This window comes from Rhodovulum sp. (assembly GCF_011048875.1).
In the GTDB taxonomy this organism is placed as follows: domain Bacteria; phylum Pseudomonadota; class Alphaproteobacteria; order Rhodobacterales; family Rhodobacteraceae; genus Rhodovulum; species Rhodovulum tesquicola.
In genome coordinates, this window is the sequence record NZ_DSDD01000025.1 from 1 (window position 1) to 14,700 (window position 14,700).

Consider the following 14,700-nt stretch of genomic DNA (forward strand, 5'->3'; position numbering starts at 1 on the left):
GTGCTGGGGGTGGCCGGGCTGATGGCGCATTACTGCCTGACCAGCGCGCTCATGGTCGCACCCGCGATCATCGTGATGCCGCTCGATTTCCTGCGCCTGCCGGTGATCGCCGTGGTCGGCATGCTGCTTTACGGCGAGCCGCTGGAAGCGGCGGTGTTCCTGGGCGCTGCGGTGATCCTGGCGGCGAACCTTCTCAACCTGAGGACGGAACTGCATCCGCGGTGACACGCTTTGCGGCAAGGCATTACCCGGCGCGATTAAGGCGGCGTTCGCAATTGACCGAAAGCGGCCCGTCACACTACCGTCAACGGGCGCGACGTTTCGTGGGGAGGGAAAATGAAAAACGTGGTGACGGGGGGCGTCCTGACCGCCATGGGGATCGGCAGCGCCCATGCCGGAGGCGTCGAGCGCTCGACCCAGTCGGTCGGCATCCTGTTCGAGCCGGGCACCTATGCGGAGCTGAGTTTCAGCACATTCGACGCCAAGGTGTCTGGCGTGGCCAGCCCGATCATCGGAGGGTTTGCTTCCGGCGACATGGCGCCCGGCTACAACACCTTTTCGCTGGGCTACAAGCAGGCTCTTACCCCGTCGCTGGATCTCGCGCTGATCCTCGACCAGCCGATCGGCGCGGATGTCGACTACCGGTCCGGCACGGGCTACCCGGTCGCGGGCACCACGGCCGAACTTGACGCGACCGCTGTGACAGCACTGGCCCGGTACAGGTTCGACAACAATCTCAGCCTGATCGGCGGGTTGCGCGCGCTGAGGACATCCGGGACGGTCAATCTGCCGTTCCCGGCACTCAACCCGAACCCCTACACGCTTGAGACCTCGAAAGAGACGGATTTCGGCTATGTTCTGGGGATCGCATGGGAAAAGCCGGAGATTGCAGCGCGGGTGGCGCTGACCTACAATTCTGCGATCAACCACACGTTCGATGCCGCTGAAAGCGGCCCGTCGACGGGCGGCATCGTCGTCGAAAGCACCTTCAAGACCGAGATCCCGGAATCGATCAACCTGGAGTTCCAGACCGGCATCGCGGCCGACACGCTGCTGTTCGGCTCGGTTCGCTGGGTGAACTGGACCGAGTTCACGATCGACCCCGACGAATACCGCAACGTCTATGGCAATGCTCTCGTTTTCTACACTGACGATGTCATCACCTACAATCTGGGGCTGGGCCGCAAGTTCAACGACAACTGGTCCGGCGCGGTTCTGCTCGCCTACGAAGAGACCAAGGGCAATGTGACCGGCAATCTGGGTCCCACGGATGGGTTCAAGTCGGCGGGCCTGGCGCTCACCTACACGAACGGTCCGGCGAAGATCACCGGCGGCCTGCGCTATGTCGATATCGGCGATGCGACTACCCGCGGGATAGATGGCGACTTTTCAGGCAACTACGGCTGGGGCTTCGGGCTGCGCGTCGGCTATTCGTTCTGATCGACCCACGCGCCCTACCCCCGCGGCCGCCCGGCACGTCCGGGCGGTTTCGTTTGACCGCTCCCCGCCCGCCCGCTACCAGATGCCCGTTCGGCAAGGGCGGCAAGGCATGATCTACGAGTCGGCGGCAGAGTGGCGTTCGGCGCCGCGCAAGCGGGTGCTTCTGTTCGGGATGTCGGGGCTGGGCAAGACCCATGTCTCGAACATGCTGCGCGCGCGGGGCGACTGGTTCCACTACTCGGTTGATTACCGCATCGGCACCCGCTACATGGGCGAGCTGATCGCCGACAATTTCAAGCGCGAGGCGATGAAGGTGCCGCTGCTGCGCGAATTGCTGCTGACCGACAGCGTCTTTATCGCCTCGAACATCACCTTCGACAATCTGGCACCGCTTTCGACCTATCTGGGCAAGCCCGGCGCGGCGGAAAAGGGCGGGCTGAGCTTTGCCGAATACATGCGCCGGCAGGAACAGCACCGCGCCGCCGAGATCAGCGCCCTGCTGGACACCCCGCGCTTCATCGAGCGGGCCGAGGAGCTTTACGGCTACGGCAACTTCGTCTGCGACTCGGGCGGGTCGGTCTGCGAGGTGGTGGACCCCGAGAACCCCGAGGACGAGGTGCTGACGACGCTTGCGCGCAACCTGCTGCTGGTCTGGATCGAGGGCTCCGACGCACACACCGCCGATCTGGTCGCGCGTTTCGACCGCGCGCCCAAGCCGATGTATTACCAGCCCGATTTCCTGCACGCGACCTGGGCGGCCTATCTGGACGAAACCGGCCTGACCGAGCCGGAGGTCGATCCCGATGCCTTCGTGCGCTGGACCTATGCCCGCGCGCTGGCCCACCGTCAGCCGCGCTACGCGGCGATGGCGCGCAACTGGGGCGTCAAGGTCGCCGCCCGGGATGTGGCAAGGGTCACCAGCCCCGCGGACTTCGTCGAACTGGTCGCCCGCGCCCTTGAGGCCCGCTGAGAAGCCGCCTATCTGTCGTCTCCGCGTCTTCCGGAAAGGCCCGCCCGATGCCGATCAAGATCCCCACCTCGCTGCCCGCCTATGACGTGCTGACGCGCGAGGGCGTGATGGTGATGGGCGAGGAGGCGGCGGCGCGTCAGGACATCCGGCCCCTGCGCATCGGCCTGCTGAACCTGATGCCCAAGAAGATCCAGACCGAGACGCAATTCGCCCGGCTGATCGGTGCCACGCCGCTACAGATCGAACTTTACCTGATCCGGATGACCGGGCACCAGGCCAAGAATACCGCGGCCGAGCATATGGAGGCGTTCTACCGCCCTTTTGCCGAGGTCGCCGCGAGCGGCGAGAAATTCGACGGCTTCATCATCACCGGCGCCCCCATCGAGCATCTGCCCTTTCCGCAGGTCACCTATTGGGATGAGCTTGTCCGTGTAATGGACTGGACCCAGACCCATGTCCATTCCACCTTCGGCGTCTGCTGGGGCGGTATGGCGATGATCTATCATTTCCATGGCGTCGAAAAGCACATGCTGGAACACAAGGCGTTCGGCTGTTTCCGGCACCGCAACCTGATGCCGACCTCGCCCTTTCTGCGCGGGTTCTCGGACGATTTCGTGATCCCCGTCAGCCGCTGGACCGAAATGCGCCAGGCCGAGATCGACGCGGTGCCGGGGCTGGTGACGCTTCTGGGCAGCGACGAGGTCGGGCCCTGCCTGATCGAGGATGCGGCGCATCGCGCGCTCTATATCTTCAACCACTTCGAGTACGACAGCGACACGCTGAAACAGGAATATGACCGCGATGTGGCGAATGGCACGCCGATCAAAGTGCCGGTGAACTACTATCCCGGCGACGATCCGGCAAAGGCGCCGCAGAACCGCTGGCGCAGCCATGCACATCTGCTTTACGGCAACTGGATCAACCAGATCTACCAGACGACCCCCTATGACATCGACCGGATCGGGACCGCCTGAGAATGCATGACCGCTACATGCCCACGGGCCAGGTTCTGGACATCGACGGCACCCGCGTGCATGCCCATCAGGAAGGTTCGGGCCCGGACGTGATCCTGCTGCACGGGGCGGGCGGAAACACGCGGGATTTCACCTTCGACCTGATGGGGCGGCTGGCCGAATGCTTCCGCGTGACCGCGTTCGACCGCCCGGGGCTGGGCCATAGCGATCAGCTGCACCCGGATGGCGAAAGCCCGTTCGAACAGGCCGAGATCCTTGAACGGGCGGCGGTCCGGCTCGGGCTTGGTCCCGCGGTGCTTGTCGGCCATTCCTTCGGCGGCTCGGTGGCGCTGGCCTGGGCGCTGGACCATCCCGCCCGCGCGGCGGCGGTGGTGTCGCTGGCGGGCGCCGCGATGCCCTGGCAAGGCGGGCTGGGGCCGTGGTATATGATCGCCTCCACGGATTTCGGCGCGGCGGTGGTGATCCCGTTGATCTCGGCCTTCGCGCCGCGCGCGCTGGCGCATCAGACCATCGAGAGGATCTTCGATCCCGATCCGGTGCCCGAGGGCTATGCCGAACATATCGGCATTGAACTTTCGCTGCGCCCCGACAGCCTGCGCGCCAATACGCGGCAGGTGAATGGGTTGAAACCCCATATCCGCGCGATGGCCGCGCGTTATGGCGAGTTGAGGATGCCGATCGAGATCCTGCACGGCACTGCCGACAGGATCGTGCCGATCGAGGTCCACTCCCGGCCGCTGGCAGCCCGCGTGCCAAGCGCGAACCTGATCGAGCTGCATGGCGTAGGGCACATGCCCCACCACGCCCGCCCCGAGGCGGCCGTCGCCGCGATCGCGCGCGCGGCGCGGCGCGCGGGGCTGCTCGATAACGCCTGAACCCGGTGGACCCGCCTGCCCCGGCCGCTATGTCCCCTGTAAGGGAGATCGCCATGAAGCCGACCAGACGCGCCTTTACCGGCCTGATGGCCGCTTCGGTTCTGAGCGCCTGCGCCAGCCCCGCCGCACAGGACCGGCCCGAAGCGCCTGACCGGGCTGCGCAGCTTTATCCGCCCACCGGGCAATTGATGCGGGTGCGCGGGCGGATCGTGCATGCCCAGGACGAGGGACGCGGCCCGGCGGTGATCCTGATCCATGGCGCCTCGGCCAATCTGCGCGACTTCACCTTTTCGCTGAGCGGGCGTCTGGCGCGGCGCTACCGTGTCGTCGCCTTCGACCGGCCGGGCCTTGGCCATTCCCAGACGCTGAACAATCGCGGCGAGACCCCGGCCGAACAGGCCGCCCAGCTTGACGCCGCCGCCGCGATGCTGGGCATCCGCCGGGCCATCATCGTCGGCCATTCCTATGGCGCTGCGGTCGCGATGGCCTGGGCGCTGAACCATCCGGACCGCGCGGCAGGCGTGGTCACGCTGGCCGGGGTGACGATGCCCTGGCCGGGCGAGTTGCCGCGCTTCTACACGGTTGCCTCCAGCGGGCTGGGCAGCGCCGTGGTCTCGGCGCTGGCCACCCGGGCGCGTGCCGAACGCGCTGTCGCGCGATTCTTTGCCCCGCAACGCCCGCCCGCGGGCTATACCGACTATGTGGGGATCGAGCTTGCCCTGCGCCCCGAGACGCTGCGCACCAGCGCGCGCCAGGTCGAAATCCTGAAACCGCAGCTTGAGGCGATGAACGACCGCTACCCGGAGCTGCGACTGCCGGTCGAGATCCTGCATGGCACCGCCGACAACGCGGTCTCGATCGACGTTCATTCCCGCGCGCTGGCGCCCCGGCTGCGGGCCTTCCGACTGACCGAATTGCCCGGCATAGGCCACATGCCCCACCATGCCGCCCCCGCCGCGACGCTGGCCGCCATCGACCGCGCCGCCGCCCGCGCCGGATTGCACGCTCGCGCCTGATCGCCATACTGGCCGAAACCGCAGCGGAGGGACCGATGAAGGACCTGCCATTCGACGGTGCGATCACCAAGTTCTACCGCGACAAGGCCCCGGAGGTGATCCGCAAGGCGATCGAGACCGCCGGCAAGGGCGACATCCTGTCCGACAGCTATCCCTATCGCAAGCGAATGGCCGAGGCCAAATATCTGGTCGAGCTTCAGTCCCTTCAGATCGAGCTGGTCAAGATGCTGGCCGATATCAAGGCCACCGGCAAGCGCGTCGCCATCGTCTTCGAAGGCCGCGACGCCGCCGGCAAGGGGGGCACGATCAAGCGCTTCCGCGAGAACCTGAACCCGCGCATTGCGCGTCTGGTCGCCCTGCCCGCGCCGTCTGACCGACAGAAGACCGAATGGTATTTCCAGCGCTACATCCCGCACCTGCCTGCGGGTGGCGAACTCGTTTTCTTCGACCGGTCCTGGTACAATCGCGCGGTGGTCGAACATGTCTTCGGCTTCTGCACTCCGGACGAGCGCGAGCATTTCTTTGCCCAGGTGCCGGAATTCGAAAAGATGCTGGTCGACGAGGGCATCGTGCTGATCAAGCTGTGGCTGAACGTGGGCCGGGCGGAGCAATTGCGCCGTTTCCTCAAGCGCGAGAACGATCCGCTCAAGCAATGGAAGGTGTCCTGGATCGACGTCGAGGGGTTGAAGCGCTGGGATAGCTACACCGCCGCGATCCGCGACACCTTTGCGCGCAGCCATACCGGTCCCGCGCCCTGGACGGTGATCCGCGCCGACGACAAGTCGCGCGCGCGGCTTGCGGCGATACGGCTGGTGCTGACGCGGGTCGATTACGCAGGCAAGGACATCGCCGTGGTCGGCGCCCCCGATCCAAGGATCTGCGGTGGCCCCGAGATCTGGGATGTCTAAACGTGGCTATCACCATGGCAACCTGCGCCAGGCGCTGGTCGAGGCCGCGCTGGTTCTGATCCGCGAGAAAAGCCCCCAGGGCTTCACCCTGACCGAAGCGGCGCGGGCCGCAGGCGTGACACCCGCCGCCGTCTACCGCCATTTCGCGGGCCGCGAGGACCTGATCGCGGAATGCGCGCGCCAGGGCTTTGCCATCTTCGGGGAGCTGATGGAACATGCCTATGAAAGCGGCCAGCCCTCTGCCCTGGCAGGCCTTTCGGCGACGGGCCGGGCCTATCTCGCCTTTGCCCGGAAATTCCCCGGCCATTATACGGCGATGTTCGAATCGGGCCTGACGCTGAACGCCGATCCCGATCTGTGCACTATGGCGAGCCGGGCGAGCGCGGTCCTGGAACGCGCCGCGCGCGACCTCTCGCGCCATATCCCCGAGGCAAAGCGGCCGCCCGTGGCGATGGTCTCGGCCCATATCCGGGCGATGAGCCATGGCGTTGTGGAACTCTACACCCGCAGCGCCCCCGGGGCCCGCGTGCCCTCCCCGGCCGAGGAACTGCTGGAAACCGGCATCGACATCTATCTGCGTGGGCTTGGACTCATCCCGGCCGATGCCTGAGGCGTGACCGGCGCAGGGGGGCGCTGCCCCCCGTCCTTGCGGACTCCCCCCGGGATATTTCCGGCCAGAAGAAGGGGAAAGCACAGGCTTGCAGGGCCGCGCGACGCGTCAGTCGCCCACGATCTGCCTGAGCCGGGCCTGCTCCTCGGCGCTGAGGTGCTCGTCCGGGCCGGTCCCGCGCTCGCGGCGGGCGCGGATGTAGAAGACGGCCACCAGCAGACCAAGACCCAGCATCGCGGGACCCGCGAAATAAAGCATCAGGTTCACCCCGGTCGCGGGCGGCTTGAGCAGGACGAATTCGCCGTAGCGGCCAACGACATAGTCCAGGACTTCGGCGTCGCTGTCGCCCGAAACCAGCCGCTCGCGCACGATGCGGCGCAGGTCTCTGGCCAATTCGGCGTTTGAATCGTCTATGCTCTCGTTGCGGCAGACGAGGCAGCGCAGGCCCTGTGACAATTCGCGCGCGCGCTCTTCGAGCGCGGGGTCCGCCAGAAGTTCGGACGGGTCGAGGGCCCGGACCGGACCGGTAGAAAGCGTGGTCTGGGCGAATACCACCACCAGGATCACGCAAAGCCGCTTCAGCATGCGCCTGCCCTCACTCAGCCGGAAGCGGCGTTGCACCGCCTTCCCGACGCGCGCCTGCGGCAACCCGCACGCGTCGGTCGCTGAGGCTCAGAAGCCCGCCCAGTCCCATGATGATCGCCCCGCCCCAGATCCAGTTTGCGAAGGGCTTGATGTAGCTGCGCACCGCCCAGCCGCCATTTTCCTGCGGGTCGCCGATCACCAGATAGACATCGCGGAAGAAGCCGATATCGAGCGCCGCCTCGGTGGTCGGCATGCGGGCCACGGGATAGACCCGTTTTTCCGGCGTCAGCGTCGCGATGCGTGTCTCGCCGCGCCAGACGCCCATCGTCGCCATGGTCGAGATGTAGTTCGGCCCCTGCACATCCTCGACATTCTCGAAGCTGATGCCGTAGCCGCCCACTTCGAACCGGTCGCCGATCTGGGCGACGCGGATATCCTCGATCTCCCAGGCCATGACGCCCGCGACCCCGATCATGGTGATGCCGACACCGGCATGGGCGACCGACTTGCCCCAATCGGCGCGGGGAAGCCGCGCGATACGGCGCAGCCTGTCCGCGAGACCCGCACGCCCCGCCCGAAGCCACAGATCGACCACCGCACCGCTGATGAGCCAGGTGCCAAGCGCCAGCCCCGCGGGGCCGAGTGCGCTGCGCCCGGTCTGCATCGACCAGGCAAGTGCGCCGATCGCGAGGGCCAGCCCCATCGCGGGCAGTAGCGTGCTCATCGCCCGACCGAGTCGTCCGCGTTTCCACGGAAGCGTCGAGCCGATCGGCAGCAGCAGCGCGAGAGCCACCATGAAGGGCGTGAAGGCCATGTTGAAGAATGGCGCGCCGACCGACAGCTTGCGGTCAAAGGCCATTTCGGCAAAGAGCGGCCAGATCGTGCCAACGAAGACCACGAAGGCCGAGACCGCGAGCAGGATGTTGTTGAACACCAGAGCCGATTCCCGGCTGACGGTGCTGAAGACGCCCTTTGCTTCCATCGCGCTGGCCCGGGCGGCATAAAGCGTCAGGGCGCCGCCCATGAACACGCCCAGGATCAGCAGCAGGAACATCCCCCGATCGGGGTCCGAGGCGAAGGCATGCACGGAGGTGATGATCCCCGAGCGCGTGATGAAGGCGCCGATCAGCGAGAAGCCGAAGGCCACGATGGCCAGCAGGATCGTCCAGCTTTTCAACGCCTCGCGTTTTTCCACCACGATGGCCGAGTGCAGCAGCGCGGCCGAGATCAGCCAAGGCATTAAGCTGGCATTCTCCACCGGATCCCAGAACCAGAACCCACCCCAGCCCAGCTCGTAATAGGACCACCAAGATCCAAGCGCGATGCCGATGGTCAGGAAAACCCAAGCCGCCAGCGTCCAGGGCCGCACCCAGCGCCCCCAGGCGGCATCGACCCGCCCCTCGATCAGCGCGGCGACCGCGAAGGAGAAGCAGATCGAAAGGCCGACATATCCCAGATAGAGAAAGGGCGGGTGGAAGGCGAGGCCCGGATCCTGCAAAAGCGGGTTCAGGTCGCGCCCGTCGAAGGGGATTGCCTGCATCCGGGTAAACGGGTTCGAGGTGAACAGCACGAAGGCGAAGAACGCCGCCGAAATCGCCGATTGCACCGCCAGCACCCGCGCGCGCAAGCCGGGCGGCAGCCCGCCGCCGAACCAGGCGGCCATGGCACCGAACAGCGTCACGATCAGCACCCACAGAAGCATCGATCCCTCGTGGTTGCCCCAGACGCCCGTCACCTTGTAAAGCATCGGCTTCAGCGTGTGCGAGTTGCTGACCACCAGGCTGACCGAGAAATCCGAGGTGACGAAGGCATAGGTCAGCGCGCCGAAGCTGAACGCGGTCAGCAGGAATTGCGCGGTGGCGGCGGGTTCGGCCATGGCCATCCAGCCGCTCCAGCCCTTGTGGGCGCCGATCAGGGGAATGACGGCCTGCACCAGCGCGATGGCGAGGGCGAGCGTAAGGGCGAAGTGACCGAGTTCTATGACCATGGAGATGTTCTAGACGCCAAGGCGCCGCGCGCCAATCGCTTTTCGTCGTTCCCACCAAGGCGTTGACGCGAACGTGAGCGCAGATTGCCCGGCCCCGCCCGTCAGCTGCGGCCGGGCCGCTCGGTCTTGGCGTAATTGCTGAAATGGCCGTCCCTTGCGGCAAGTCGGCGCGCGCCCGCGATCAGCGCGCCGGTCTTGCCGGCCTGGGCCACGCGCGACAGCGTCTGCCGCAGATCTCCGCTGCCGCAGCCCGGGCAGACCGGCGGCAGATCGCCGGGGCGCATCAGCAATTCGCAGTCGGGCTCCACAGGCGTCGCAGCGATAGGCGGGCATGGGCATGACAGGGTTTTCCTGTTCGGGCGCGGGGCAACGCTCCGCGCGGTGATGCGTGGTCATTTTTTTCAGGTGCCGGGCGCCAGGGTCAAGCCGGTGCAAGCGCCGCGATACCGGACGACGGAGGTCTGCCCGCCAACGCGGCGGCTCTGCCACGCAACGCCCGGGAAAGAGGCGGTTTCTGCTTGCAGGCCAAGGCTTTCAATACGCGGCGTCGGCACTCGCACTGCCGAACTCGCGCAGCAGCACGTCGATGTTCTGCCGCATCGCCCCTTCGCGGGCCACGCGCAGACGGTCCACCCCCTGCACTGCCTGCGCGATGGTGGCGGTATAACCCGAGGTCACGCGGCGTTCGAGAACCGGCCGGCCTGTGACATCGCGCAGCAGGTAATGCACGGTCAGCACGACCTTGGTGGTCGAGGTCTCGCTGGGCGGCTGGTCGACCTGAAGAACCGTTGCCTCGAGCGTCCGCACCCCGCCCGGCGCCATGATGCGCGCCTGGCGCAGCGCGTTTTCCAGTGCCGCGCGGAAGGTGCCATCGGAAAGTTCCGGCGCCCAGCCCGGCAACGCTGCGCCGCCCGGCTGCACCACCGCGCCGATCATGCCGCTATGGACGCTGCCCGTGGCAACCGGCGAGATGCCCGACGGCACCGGCCCCGAAGGCGCCCCGTTCTGGACGCAGCCGCCAAGGGCTGCCACCATCGCCAGCACCGCCACCGCGCGGCCCATCCGTCCGGTCATATCCGCTCTCCCTTCAAGGTGCCCTGCCTGTCCTGCCATGCCCAGCTTGGCCGGGGCCGCGCCGATCCGCAAGGTGCCACCGCGCCGCGATCGGCGCTTGACGCAGCCCCCCGCCCCGCCGAACCTGCGCGCCATGACCGCGAGCACCCCCCGCTCCCTGCCCTGCACCGAGGCCGCATGACCCGGCTTGTCGTGGATATCGGCGGCACCAATACCCGCGCCGCACTGGCCGAGGGGCCGGCCATCATCGAGGACAGCATCCGGCGCTATCGCAACGACGGTTTCGACGGGCTTTGCTCTGTCCTGATGCGCTTTCTGGCCGAGGCAGGCAGCCCCCGGATCGACGGCGCGTGTGCCGCACTGGCCGGGCCGGTTCAGGGCGGGCGCGGGCGGTTGACCAACCTGGACTGGTCGATCGACGCGGCCGATATCGCGCGCGTCACCGGGGCGGACCGGGTGCGGCTGTTGAATGATCTTCAGGCGCAGGGCCATGCGCTGGACCAGCTTGAGCCAGACGCGCTGGTCCCGGTGCTGGATGGCCCGCGCGCGCCGGGCGGCGTGCGGCTTGTGATCGGACTGGGAACCGGGGTCAATGTCACGGTCGTTCACCGCACCCCGACGGGCAGGCTGGTCACCGCAAACGAGGCCGGCCATGTCAGCCTGCCCGTGGCCAGCGAGGATGACCTGTCGCTGGCCCGCTTCGCCGCCGGCGAGGATGGCTTTGCCGCGGTCGAGGATGTGCTGGCCGGGCGCGGGCTGGCAACGCTATACGGATGGGTGACGGCGCGGGCGGGCGCGACGCGGCGGCTGGAGGGGCCCGCGATCATTGCCGCCGCGCCCGGCGATCCGGCGGCCGAACTGGCGCTGCGCAGCTACACCGCGATGCTGGGCCGGGTTGCGGGCGACCTGGCCCTGCACCATCTGCCCTATGGCGGCATCTACCTGATCGGGGGCGTCGCACGCGCGATGACCCCGCATCTGGCGCGGCTGGGTCTGGATGACAGCTTCCGCGCCAAGGGCCGGTTGTCGGGGCTGATGGAGAATTTCGCGATCGCCACGATCACCGACGATTTCGCCGCGCTCAGGGGCTGCGCCGCGCATCTGGCCGAAACCGCGTGAGGCGAGGAGCCGCCTTTCGCAGCCCGCCGCAATCGGCCAAAACACCGCAAACGCAAGCACAGGGGACCACAAGGGCCATGAAGATCGACGGAACCCATTACCGCTCCATCTGGCGCGAGGCGGATGGCACGGTCAAGATCATCGACCAGCGCTGGCTGCCGCATGAGCTTCGGATCGCAAGCCTGAGCAACCGAAAGGACTTCGCTGATGCGATCCGCGACATGTGGGTGCGCGGCGCGCCGCTGATCGGGGCGACGGCGGCCTATGGCGTGGCGGTGCAGATGGCCGAGGACCCCTCGGACGCTTCGCTGTCGGAAACCTATGAGTTGCTGCACGAGACGCGGCCCACCGCGATCAACCTGCGCTGGGCACTGGATGAAATGACCCGGCTCTTGAAGCCGCTTGCCCCTGCCGACCGCGCCGAAGCGGCGTTCCGCCGCGCGGCCGAGATCTGCGACGAGGATGTCGAGATCAACCGCCGGATCGGGGTGAACGGCCTTGCCCTGATCCGCGACATCGCCGCGCGCAAGGGCGGCGGGCGGGTGAACGTTCTGACCCATTGCAATGCGGGCTGGCTGGCCACGGTCGACTGGGGCACCGCAACCTCGCCGATCTATCACGCTCTCGCGGACGGCATCGACATCCATGTTTTCGTGGACGAGACACGCCCCCGCAACCAGGGCGCGCAACTGACGGCGTGGGAGATGCTGAACCACGGCGTCAGCCACGACCTGATCGTGGACAATGCCGGCGGGCACCTGATGCAGCATGGCGAGGTCGATCTGGTGATCGTCGGCACCGACCGCACCACCGCGCAGGGCGATGTCTGCAACAAGATCGGCACCTATCTCAAGGCATTGGCCGCGCATGACAATGGCGTGCCGTTCTATGTCGCCCTGCCTTCGCCCACCATCGACTGGACGGTTTGGGACGGGGTCCGGGAGATCCCCATCGAGGAACGCGGCCAGGCCGAGGTGACCCATGTGCAGGGACGGATGCCCGACGGCGCCATCGGCCAGGTGCTGATCTCGCCCCGGGGCACGCCCGTGCGCAACCCCGCCTTCGACGTCACGCCCGCGCGCCTTGTCACCGGGTTGATCACCGAACGCGGCGTCGCCCCCGCAACCGCCGAGGGGCTGGCCGCGATGTTCCCCGAACATGCGCGGGCGGCGGGCTGACAGGCCGCCCGCCGTCGGGATGAGCGGGAAAGAAGGCCGGGCAGGACTGCGCGCCAGGATCGACCAGGTATCGCGCTGGGCGCGCAGCCGCCTGCCGCCGGGGGCGCGCAGCCTTGTGGGGATTCTGTTGTTGCTGGGCGGTCTCGTCGGCTTCCTGCCGGTGGTCGGCTTCTGGATGATTCCGCTGGGCCTTGTGCTGATCTGGTTCGATATCGCGGCGCTGATGCGAGGATTGCGCCGCAGGCGCGGCGGCGTCCGGTGAGTCTCGCAACCGCGTGAACGAATGCAGTTCGCCCTTGTGTTGCCCGAATCTTGCGTTAACCTCTTCTAAGACGTTGGCAAGTATGGCATTTCCAGGATGAACCGCAGATCTTTCCTGCTGAACGCAGCGGCGGCCGGGCTGATTGGCGGCCCTGCGCTGGCCCAGGGCACGAAACCCGCCCCCGCAGAGCCCGACCCGCTTGCCCCCCGGATCGTGCGCATCCGCAATGTGGAGCCGGGTGAAGTCCACGTCGTCCCAAGGGATTTCGCGCTCTACTGGACCCTGCCCGAAGGTCGCGCGATCCGCTATCCGGTGTCGATCGGACGTGACGGGCTTTACGTTTCCGGGGTGTTCCGGATCGACGTCAAGAAGGAATGGCCCTCGTGGCGGCCGACCGACGAGATGATCGCGCGCCAGCCGCATCTCTACAAGAAATACGAGGACGGGATGCCCGGCGGGCCGAACAATCCGCTGGGGGCGCGGGCGCTTTACCTGTTCACCTTCGCCGGTGCGGACAGCATGTTGCGCATCCACGGCACCAACGATCTGGCCAGCATCGGCCAGCGTTCCTCGAACGGCTGCGTGCGGATGCTTAATGCCCATGTGATCCATCTTTACGAACAGGTGCCGCTGGGCAGCCGCGCGATCCTGCACGCGGTCTGAGCCTCGGCCGGGCTTGCGCCCTGCCCCGCAACCGTGTTCGCATGGCATCGGCAACCCGAGCGGGGCAGAGCCATGGACCAGATCGCGACCGGCCAGCCGCTGTCGGCCCGCCGCCTTGCGGGCGAGGAGGATTTTGCGCTCGGCTTCGCGACCACGGCCGAGTTGGACCCGCTCAGCGACTGGCCCGGGCAGGATCGCGCGCTTGAGGCGCTGAGGCTGGCAGCCGACACCGATCACGGTGATTTCAACCTTTACGTTCTTGGCACGCCCGGCACCGGACGGCACAGCGCCACCCGACAGGTTCTGGCCGAGGCCGCCGCCCGGCGCCCGCCACCGCCCGACCGGGTCTATGTCAACCGCTTCGACGATCCGCGCCGGCCCATCGCCACCGAATTGCCGCCCGGTCGTGCGGTCGAGTTGCGCGACGCGCTGCGCAAGGTGGTCAACGATCTGGCCGACGACATCCCCGCGATCTTTGAGTCCGAGGATTACCAGACCCGCCGCCGCGCCATCGAGGACAGCTATTCCGAGCGGCACGAACAAGCGATGGGCGTACTGGCGGATGCGGCGCGGGCGCGCGGCGTGGCGATCATGCGCACACCGATGGGCTTTGGCGCGGCGCCGCGCAAGGGCGACGAGATTCTGCCTCCCGACGAATACGAGAAACTGCCCGAGGACGAGCGCAACCGGATCGGCGCGGCCATCGACGAGTTGCGCGACCAGCTTGAGGATGTGCTCAAGGACGTGCCGCGCGGGCTGAAGGCGCAGCGCGCCGAGGTCGAGGAGCTGAACGTCGCCATGGCCCGCGAAGGCGTCGATGCGGCGCTGGCCGATGCTGTCCGCCGCTTTGCCGATCACCTTTCCGTCACCCGGCATCTTCAGGCGCTGCGCGAGGACCTGATCGACAATGCCGAGCTGTTCCTGATCCGCGAGGACGGCGCGCAGGCCGGGGCCTTTCCCGTGGCGACCTCGCGCCATCACCTCAAGCCGCAATTCCGCCGCTACGCGGTCAATGTGATCGTCGGCCAGGACCCCGAAA

At 67.2% G+C, this 14,700-nt stretch carries 16 protein-coding genes and 1 pseudogene; 13 read left to right on the plus strand and 4 right to left on the minus strand.

What is annotated here, in order from left to right; all coding sequences use genetic code 11:
* The 8 genes and pseudogenes from ENN83_RS00915 to ENN83_RS00950 all read left to right on the plus strand — a co-directional run.
* A pseudogene (locus ENN83_RS00915) lies at positions 1-225 on the plus strand (EamA family transporter); the annotation flags it as partial.
* Between the two features lie 111 nt (positions 226-336).
* Positions 337-1,440: an outer membrane protein transport protein gene (locus ENN83_RS00920; RefSeq protein ID WP_287182993.1), complete on the plus strand. Its 1,104-nt coding sequence runs from the start codon at positions 337-339 to the stop codon at positions 1,438-1,440.
* Between the two features lie 109 nt (positions 1,441-1,549).
* Positions 1,550-2,410 carry an ATPase gene (locus tag ENN83_RS00925; RefSeq protein WP_287182995.1) on the plus strand — a complete coding sequence of 287 codons (861 nt, stop codon included), beginning with the start codon at positions 1,550-1,552 and terminating at the stop codon, positions 2,408-2,410.
* 47 nt (positions 2,411-2,457) lie between these two features.
* Positions 2,458-3,384 carry a homoserine O-acetyltransferase MetA gene (metA, locus tag ENN83_RS00930; RefSeq protein WP_287182997.1) on the plus strand — a complete coding sequence of 309 codons (927 nt, stop codon included), beginning with the start codon at positions 2,458-2,460 and terminating at the stop codon, positions 3,382-3,384.
* 2 nt (positions 3,385-3,386) lie between these two features.
* Positions 3,387-4,259 carry an alpha/beta fold hydrolase gene (locus tag ENN83_RS00935; RefSeq protein WP_287183000.1) on the plus strand — a complete coding sequence of 291 codons (873 nt, stop codon included), beginning with the start codon at positions 3,387-3,389 and terminating at the stop codon, positions 4,257-4,259.
* Positions 4,260-4,312: 53 nt separating this feature from the next.
* Positions 4,313-5,275 carry an alpha/beta fold hydrolase gene (locus tag ENN83_RS00940; protein ID WP_287183003.1) on the plus strand — a complete coding sequence of 321 codons (963 nt, stop codon included), beginning with the start codon at positions 4,313-4,315 and terminating at the stop codon, positions 5,273-5,275.
* A 35-nt stretch (positions 5,276-5,310) separates the two neighbouring features.
* The gene (ppk2, locus tag ENN83_RS00945; protein WP_287183006.1) at positions 5,311-6,183 is read left to right on the plus strand and encodes a polyphosphate kinase 2; all 873 of its coding nucleotides are present in this window, start codon (positions 5,311-5,313) and stop codon (positions 6,181-6,183) included.
* Positions 6,176-6,793: a TetR/AcrR family transcriptional regulator gene (locus tag ENN83_RS00950; RefSeq protein WP_287183009.1), complete on the plus strand. Its 618-nt coding sequence runs from the start codon at positions 6,176-6,178 to the stop codon at positions 6,791-6,793. The genes ppk2 and ENN83_RS00950 overlap by 8 nt, the downstream gene beginning before the upstream one ends.
* 108 nt (positions 6,794-6,901) lie before the next feature.
* Here the strand turns inward: ENN83_RS00950 and ENN83_RS00955 are convergent, their stop codons facing one another.
* From ENN83_RS00955 to ENN83_RS00970, 4 genes are all read right to left on the minus strand, one after another.
* The gene (locus ENN83_RS00955) at positions 6,902-7,378 is read right to left on the minus strand and encodes a cytochrome c-type biogenesis protein (RefSeq protein WP_287183012.1); all 477 of its coding nucleotides are present in this window, start codon (positions 7,376-7,378) and stop codon (positions 6,902-6,904) included.
* Between the two features lie 10 nt (positions 7,379-7,388).
* Positions 7,389-9,365: a heme lyase CcmF/NrfE family subunit gene (locus ENN83_RS00960; protein WP_287183014.1), complete on the minus strand. Its 1,977-nt coding sequence runs from the start codon at positions 9,363-9,365 to the stop codon at positions 7,389-7,391.
* A 101-nt stretch (positions 9,366-9,466) separates the two neighbouring features.
* The gene (locus ENN83_RS00965) at positions 9,467-9,673 is read right to left on the minus strand and encodes a zinc ribbon domain-containing protein (protein ID WP_287183016.1); all 207 of its coding nucleotides are present in this window, start codon (positions 9,671-9,673) and stop codon (positions 9,467-9,469) included.
* Between the two features lie 226 nt (positions 9,674-9,899).
* Positions 9,900-10,439 carry a hypothetical protein gene (locus ENN83_RS00970; RefSeq protein ID WP_287183018.1) on the minus strand — a complete coding sequence of 180 codons (540 nt, stop codon included), beginning with the start codon at positions 10,437-10,439 and terminating at the stop codon, positions 9,900-9,902.
* Positions 10,440-10,616: 177 nt separating this feature from the next.
* Between ENN83_RS00970 and ENN83_RS00975 the strand changes: the two genes are divergently transcribed.
* The 5 genes from ENN83_RS00975 to ENN83_RS00995 all read left to right on the plus strand — a co-directional run.
* Entirely contained in the window at positions 10,617-11,558 is a 942-nt protein-coding gene (locus tag ENN83_RS00975) for a glucokinase (RefSeq protein WP_287183021.1), read from the plus strand.
* 77 nt (positions 11,559-11,635) lie between these two features.
* Positions 11,636-12,736 (plus strand): S-methyl-5-thioribose-1-phosphate isomerase, encoded by a 1,101-nt coding sequence (gene mtnA / locus ENN83_RS00980; RefSeq protein ID WP_287183024.1) that lies wholly within the window; start codon positions 11,636-11,638, stop codon positions 12,734-12,736.
* Between the two features lie 19 nt (positions 12,737-12,755).
* On the plus strand, positions 12,756-12,998 hold the full coding sequence (locus ENN83_RS00985) for a hypothetical protein (RefSeq protein ID WP_287183027.1): 243 nt from the start codon (positions 12,756-12,758) through the stop codon (positions 12,996-12,998).
* Between the two features lie 96 nt (positions 12,999-13,094).
* Complete coding sequence (locus ENN83_RS00990) at positions 13,095-13,661, plus strand: L,D-transpeptidase (RefSeq protein WP_287183028.1); 567 nt, start codon at positions 13,095-13,097, stop codon at positions 13,659-13,661.
* Positions 13,662-13,733: 72 nt separating this feature from the next.
* Positions 13,734-14,700: Lon-like protease helical domain-containing protein (locus ENN83_RS00995; protein WP_287183029.1), on the plus strand; the 967-nt coding region annotated here is incomplete at its 3' end.

Excerpts from the sequence above, each read along its gene's own strand:
- ENN83_RS00920 (WP_287182993.1), top strand. The coding sequence starts at position 337 with ATGAAAAACGTGGTGACGGGGGGCGTCCTGACCGCCATGGGGATCGGC.
- ENN83_RS00925 (WP_287182995.1), top strand. The coding sequence starts at position 1,550 with ATGATCTACGAGTCGGCGGCAGAGTGGCGTTCGGCGCCGCGCAAGCGG.
- metA (WP_287182997.1), top strand. The coding sequence starts at position 2,458 with ATGCCGATCAAGATCCCCACCTCGCTGCCCGCCTATGACGTGCTGACG.
- ENN83_RS00935 (WP_287183000.1), top strand. The coding sequence starts at position 3,387 with ATGCATGACCGCTACATGCCCACGGGCCAGGTTCTGGACATCGACGGC.
- ENN83_RS00940 (WP_287183003.1), top strand. The coding sequence starts at position 4,313 with ATGAAGCCGACCAGACGCGCCTTTACCGGCCTGATGGCCGCTTCGGTT.
- ppk2 (WP_287183006.1), top strand. The coding sequence starts at position 5,311 with ATGAAGGACCTGCCATTCGACGGTGCGATCACCAAGTTCTACCGCGAC.
- ENN83_RS00950 (WP_287183009.1), top strand. The coding sequence starts at position 6,176 with ATGTCTAAACGTGGCTATCACCATGGCAACCTGCGCCAGGCGCTGGTC.
- ENN83_RS00955 (WP_287183012.1), bottom strand. The coding sequence starts at position 7,378 with ATGCTGAAGCGGCTTTGCGTGATCCTGGTGGTGGTATTCGCCCAGACC.
- ENN83_RS00960 (WP_287183014.1), bottom strand. The coding sequence starts at position 9,365 with ATGGTCATAGAACTCGGTCACTTCGCCCTTACGCTCGCCCTCGCCATC.
- ENN83_RS00970 (WP_287183018.1), bottom strand. The coding sequence starts at position 10,439 with ATGACCGGACGGATGGGCCGCGCGGTGGCGGTGCTGGCGATGGTGGCA.
- ENN83_RS00975 (WP_287183021.1), top strand. The coding sequence starts at position 10,617 with ATGACCCGGCTTGTCGTGGATATCGGCGGCACCAATACCCGCGCCGCA.
- mtnA (WP_287183024.1), top strand. The coding sequence starts at position 11,636 with ATGAAGATCGACGGAACCCATTACCGCTCCATCTGGCGCGAGGCGGAT.
- ENN83_RS00985 (WP_287183027.1), top strand. The coding sequence starts at position 12,756 with ATGAGCGGGAAAGAAGGCCGGGCAGGACTGCGCGCCAGGATCGACCAG.
- ENN83_RS00990 (WP_287183028.1), top strand. The coding sequence starts at position 13,095 with ATGAACCGCAGATCTTTCCTGCTGAACGCAGCGGCGGCCGGGCTGATT.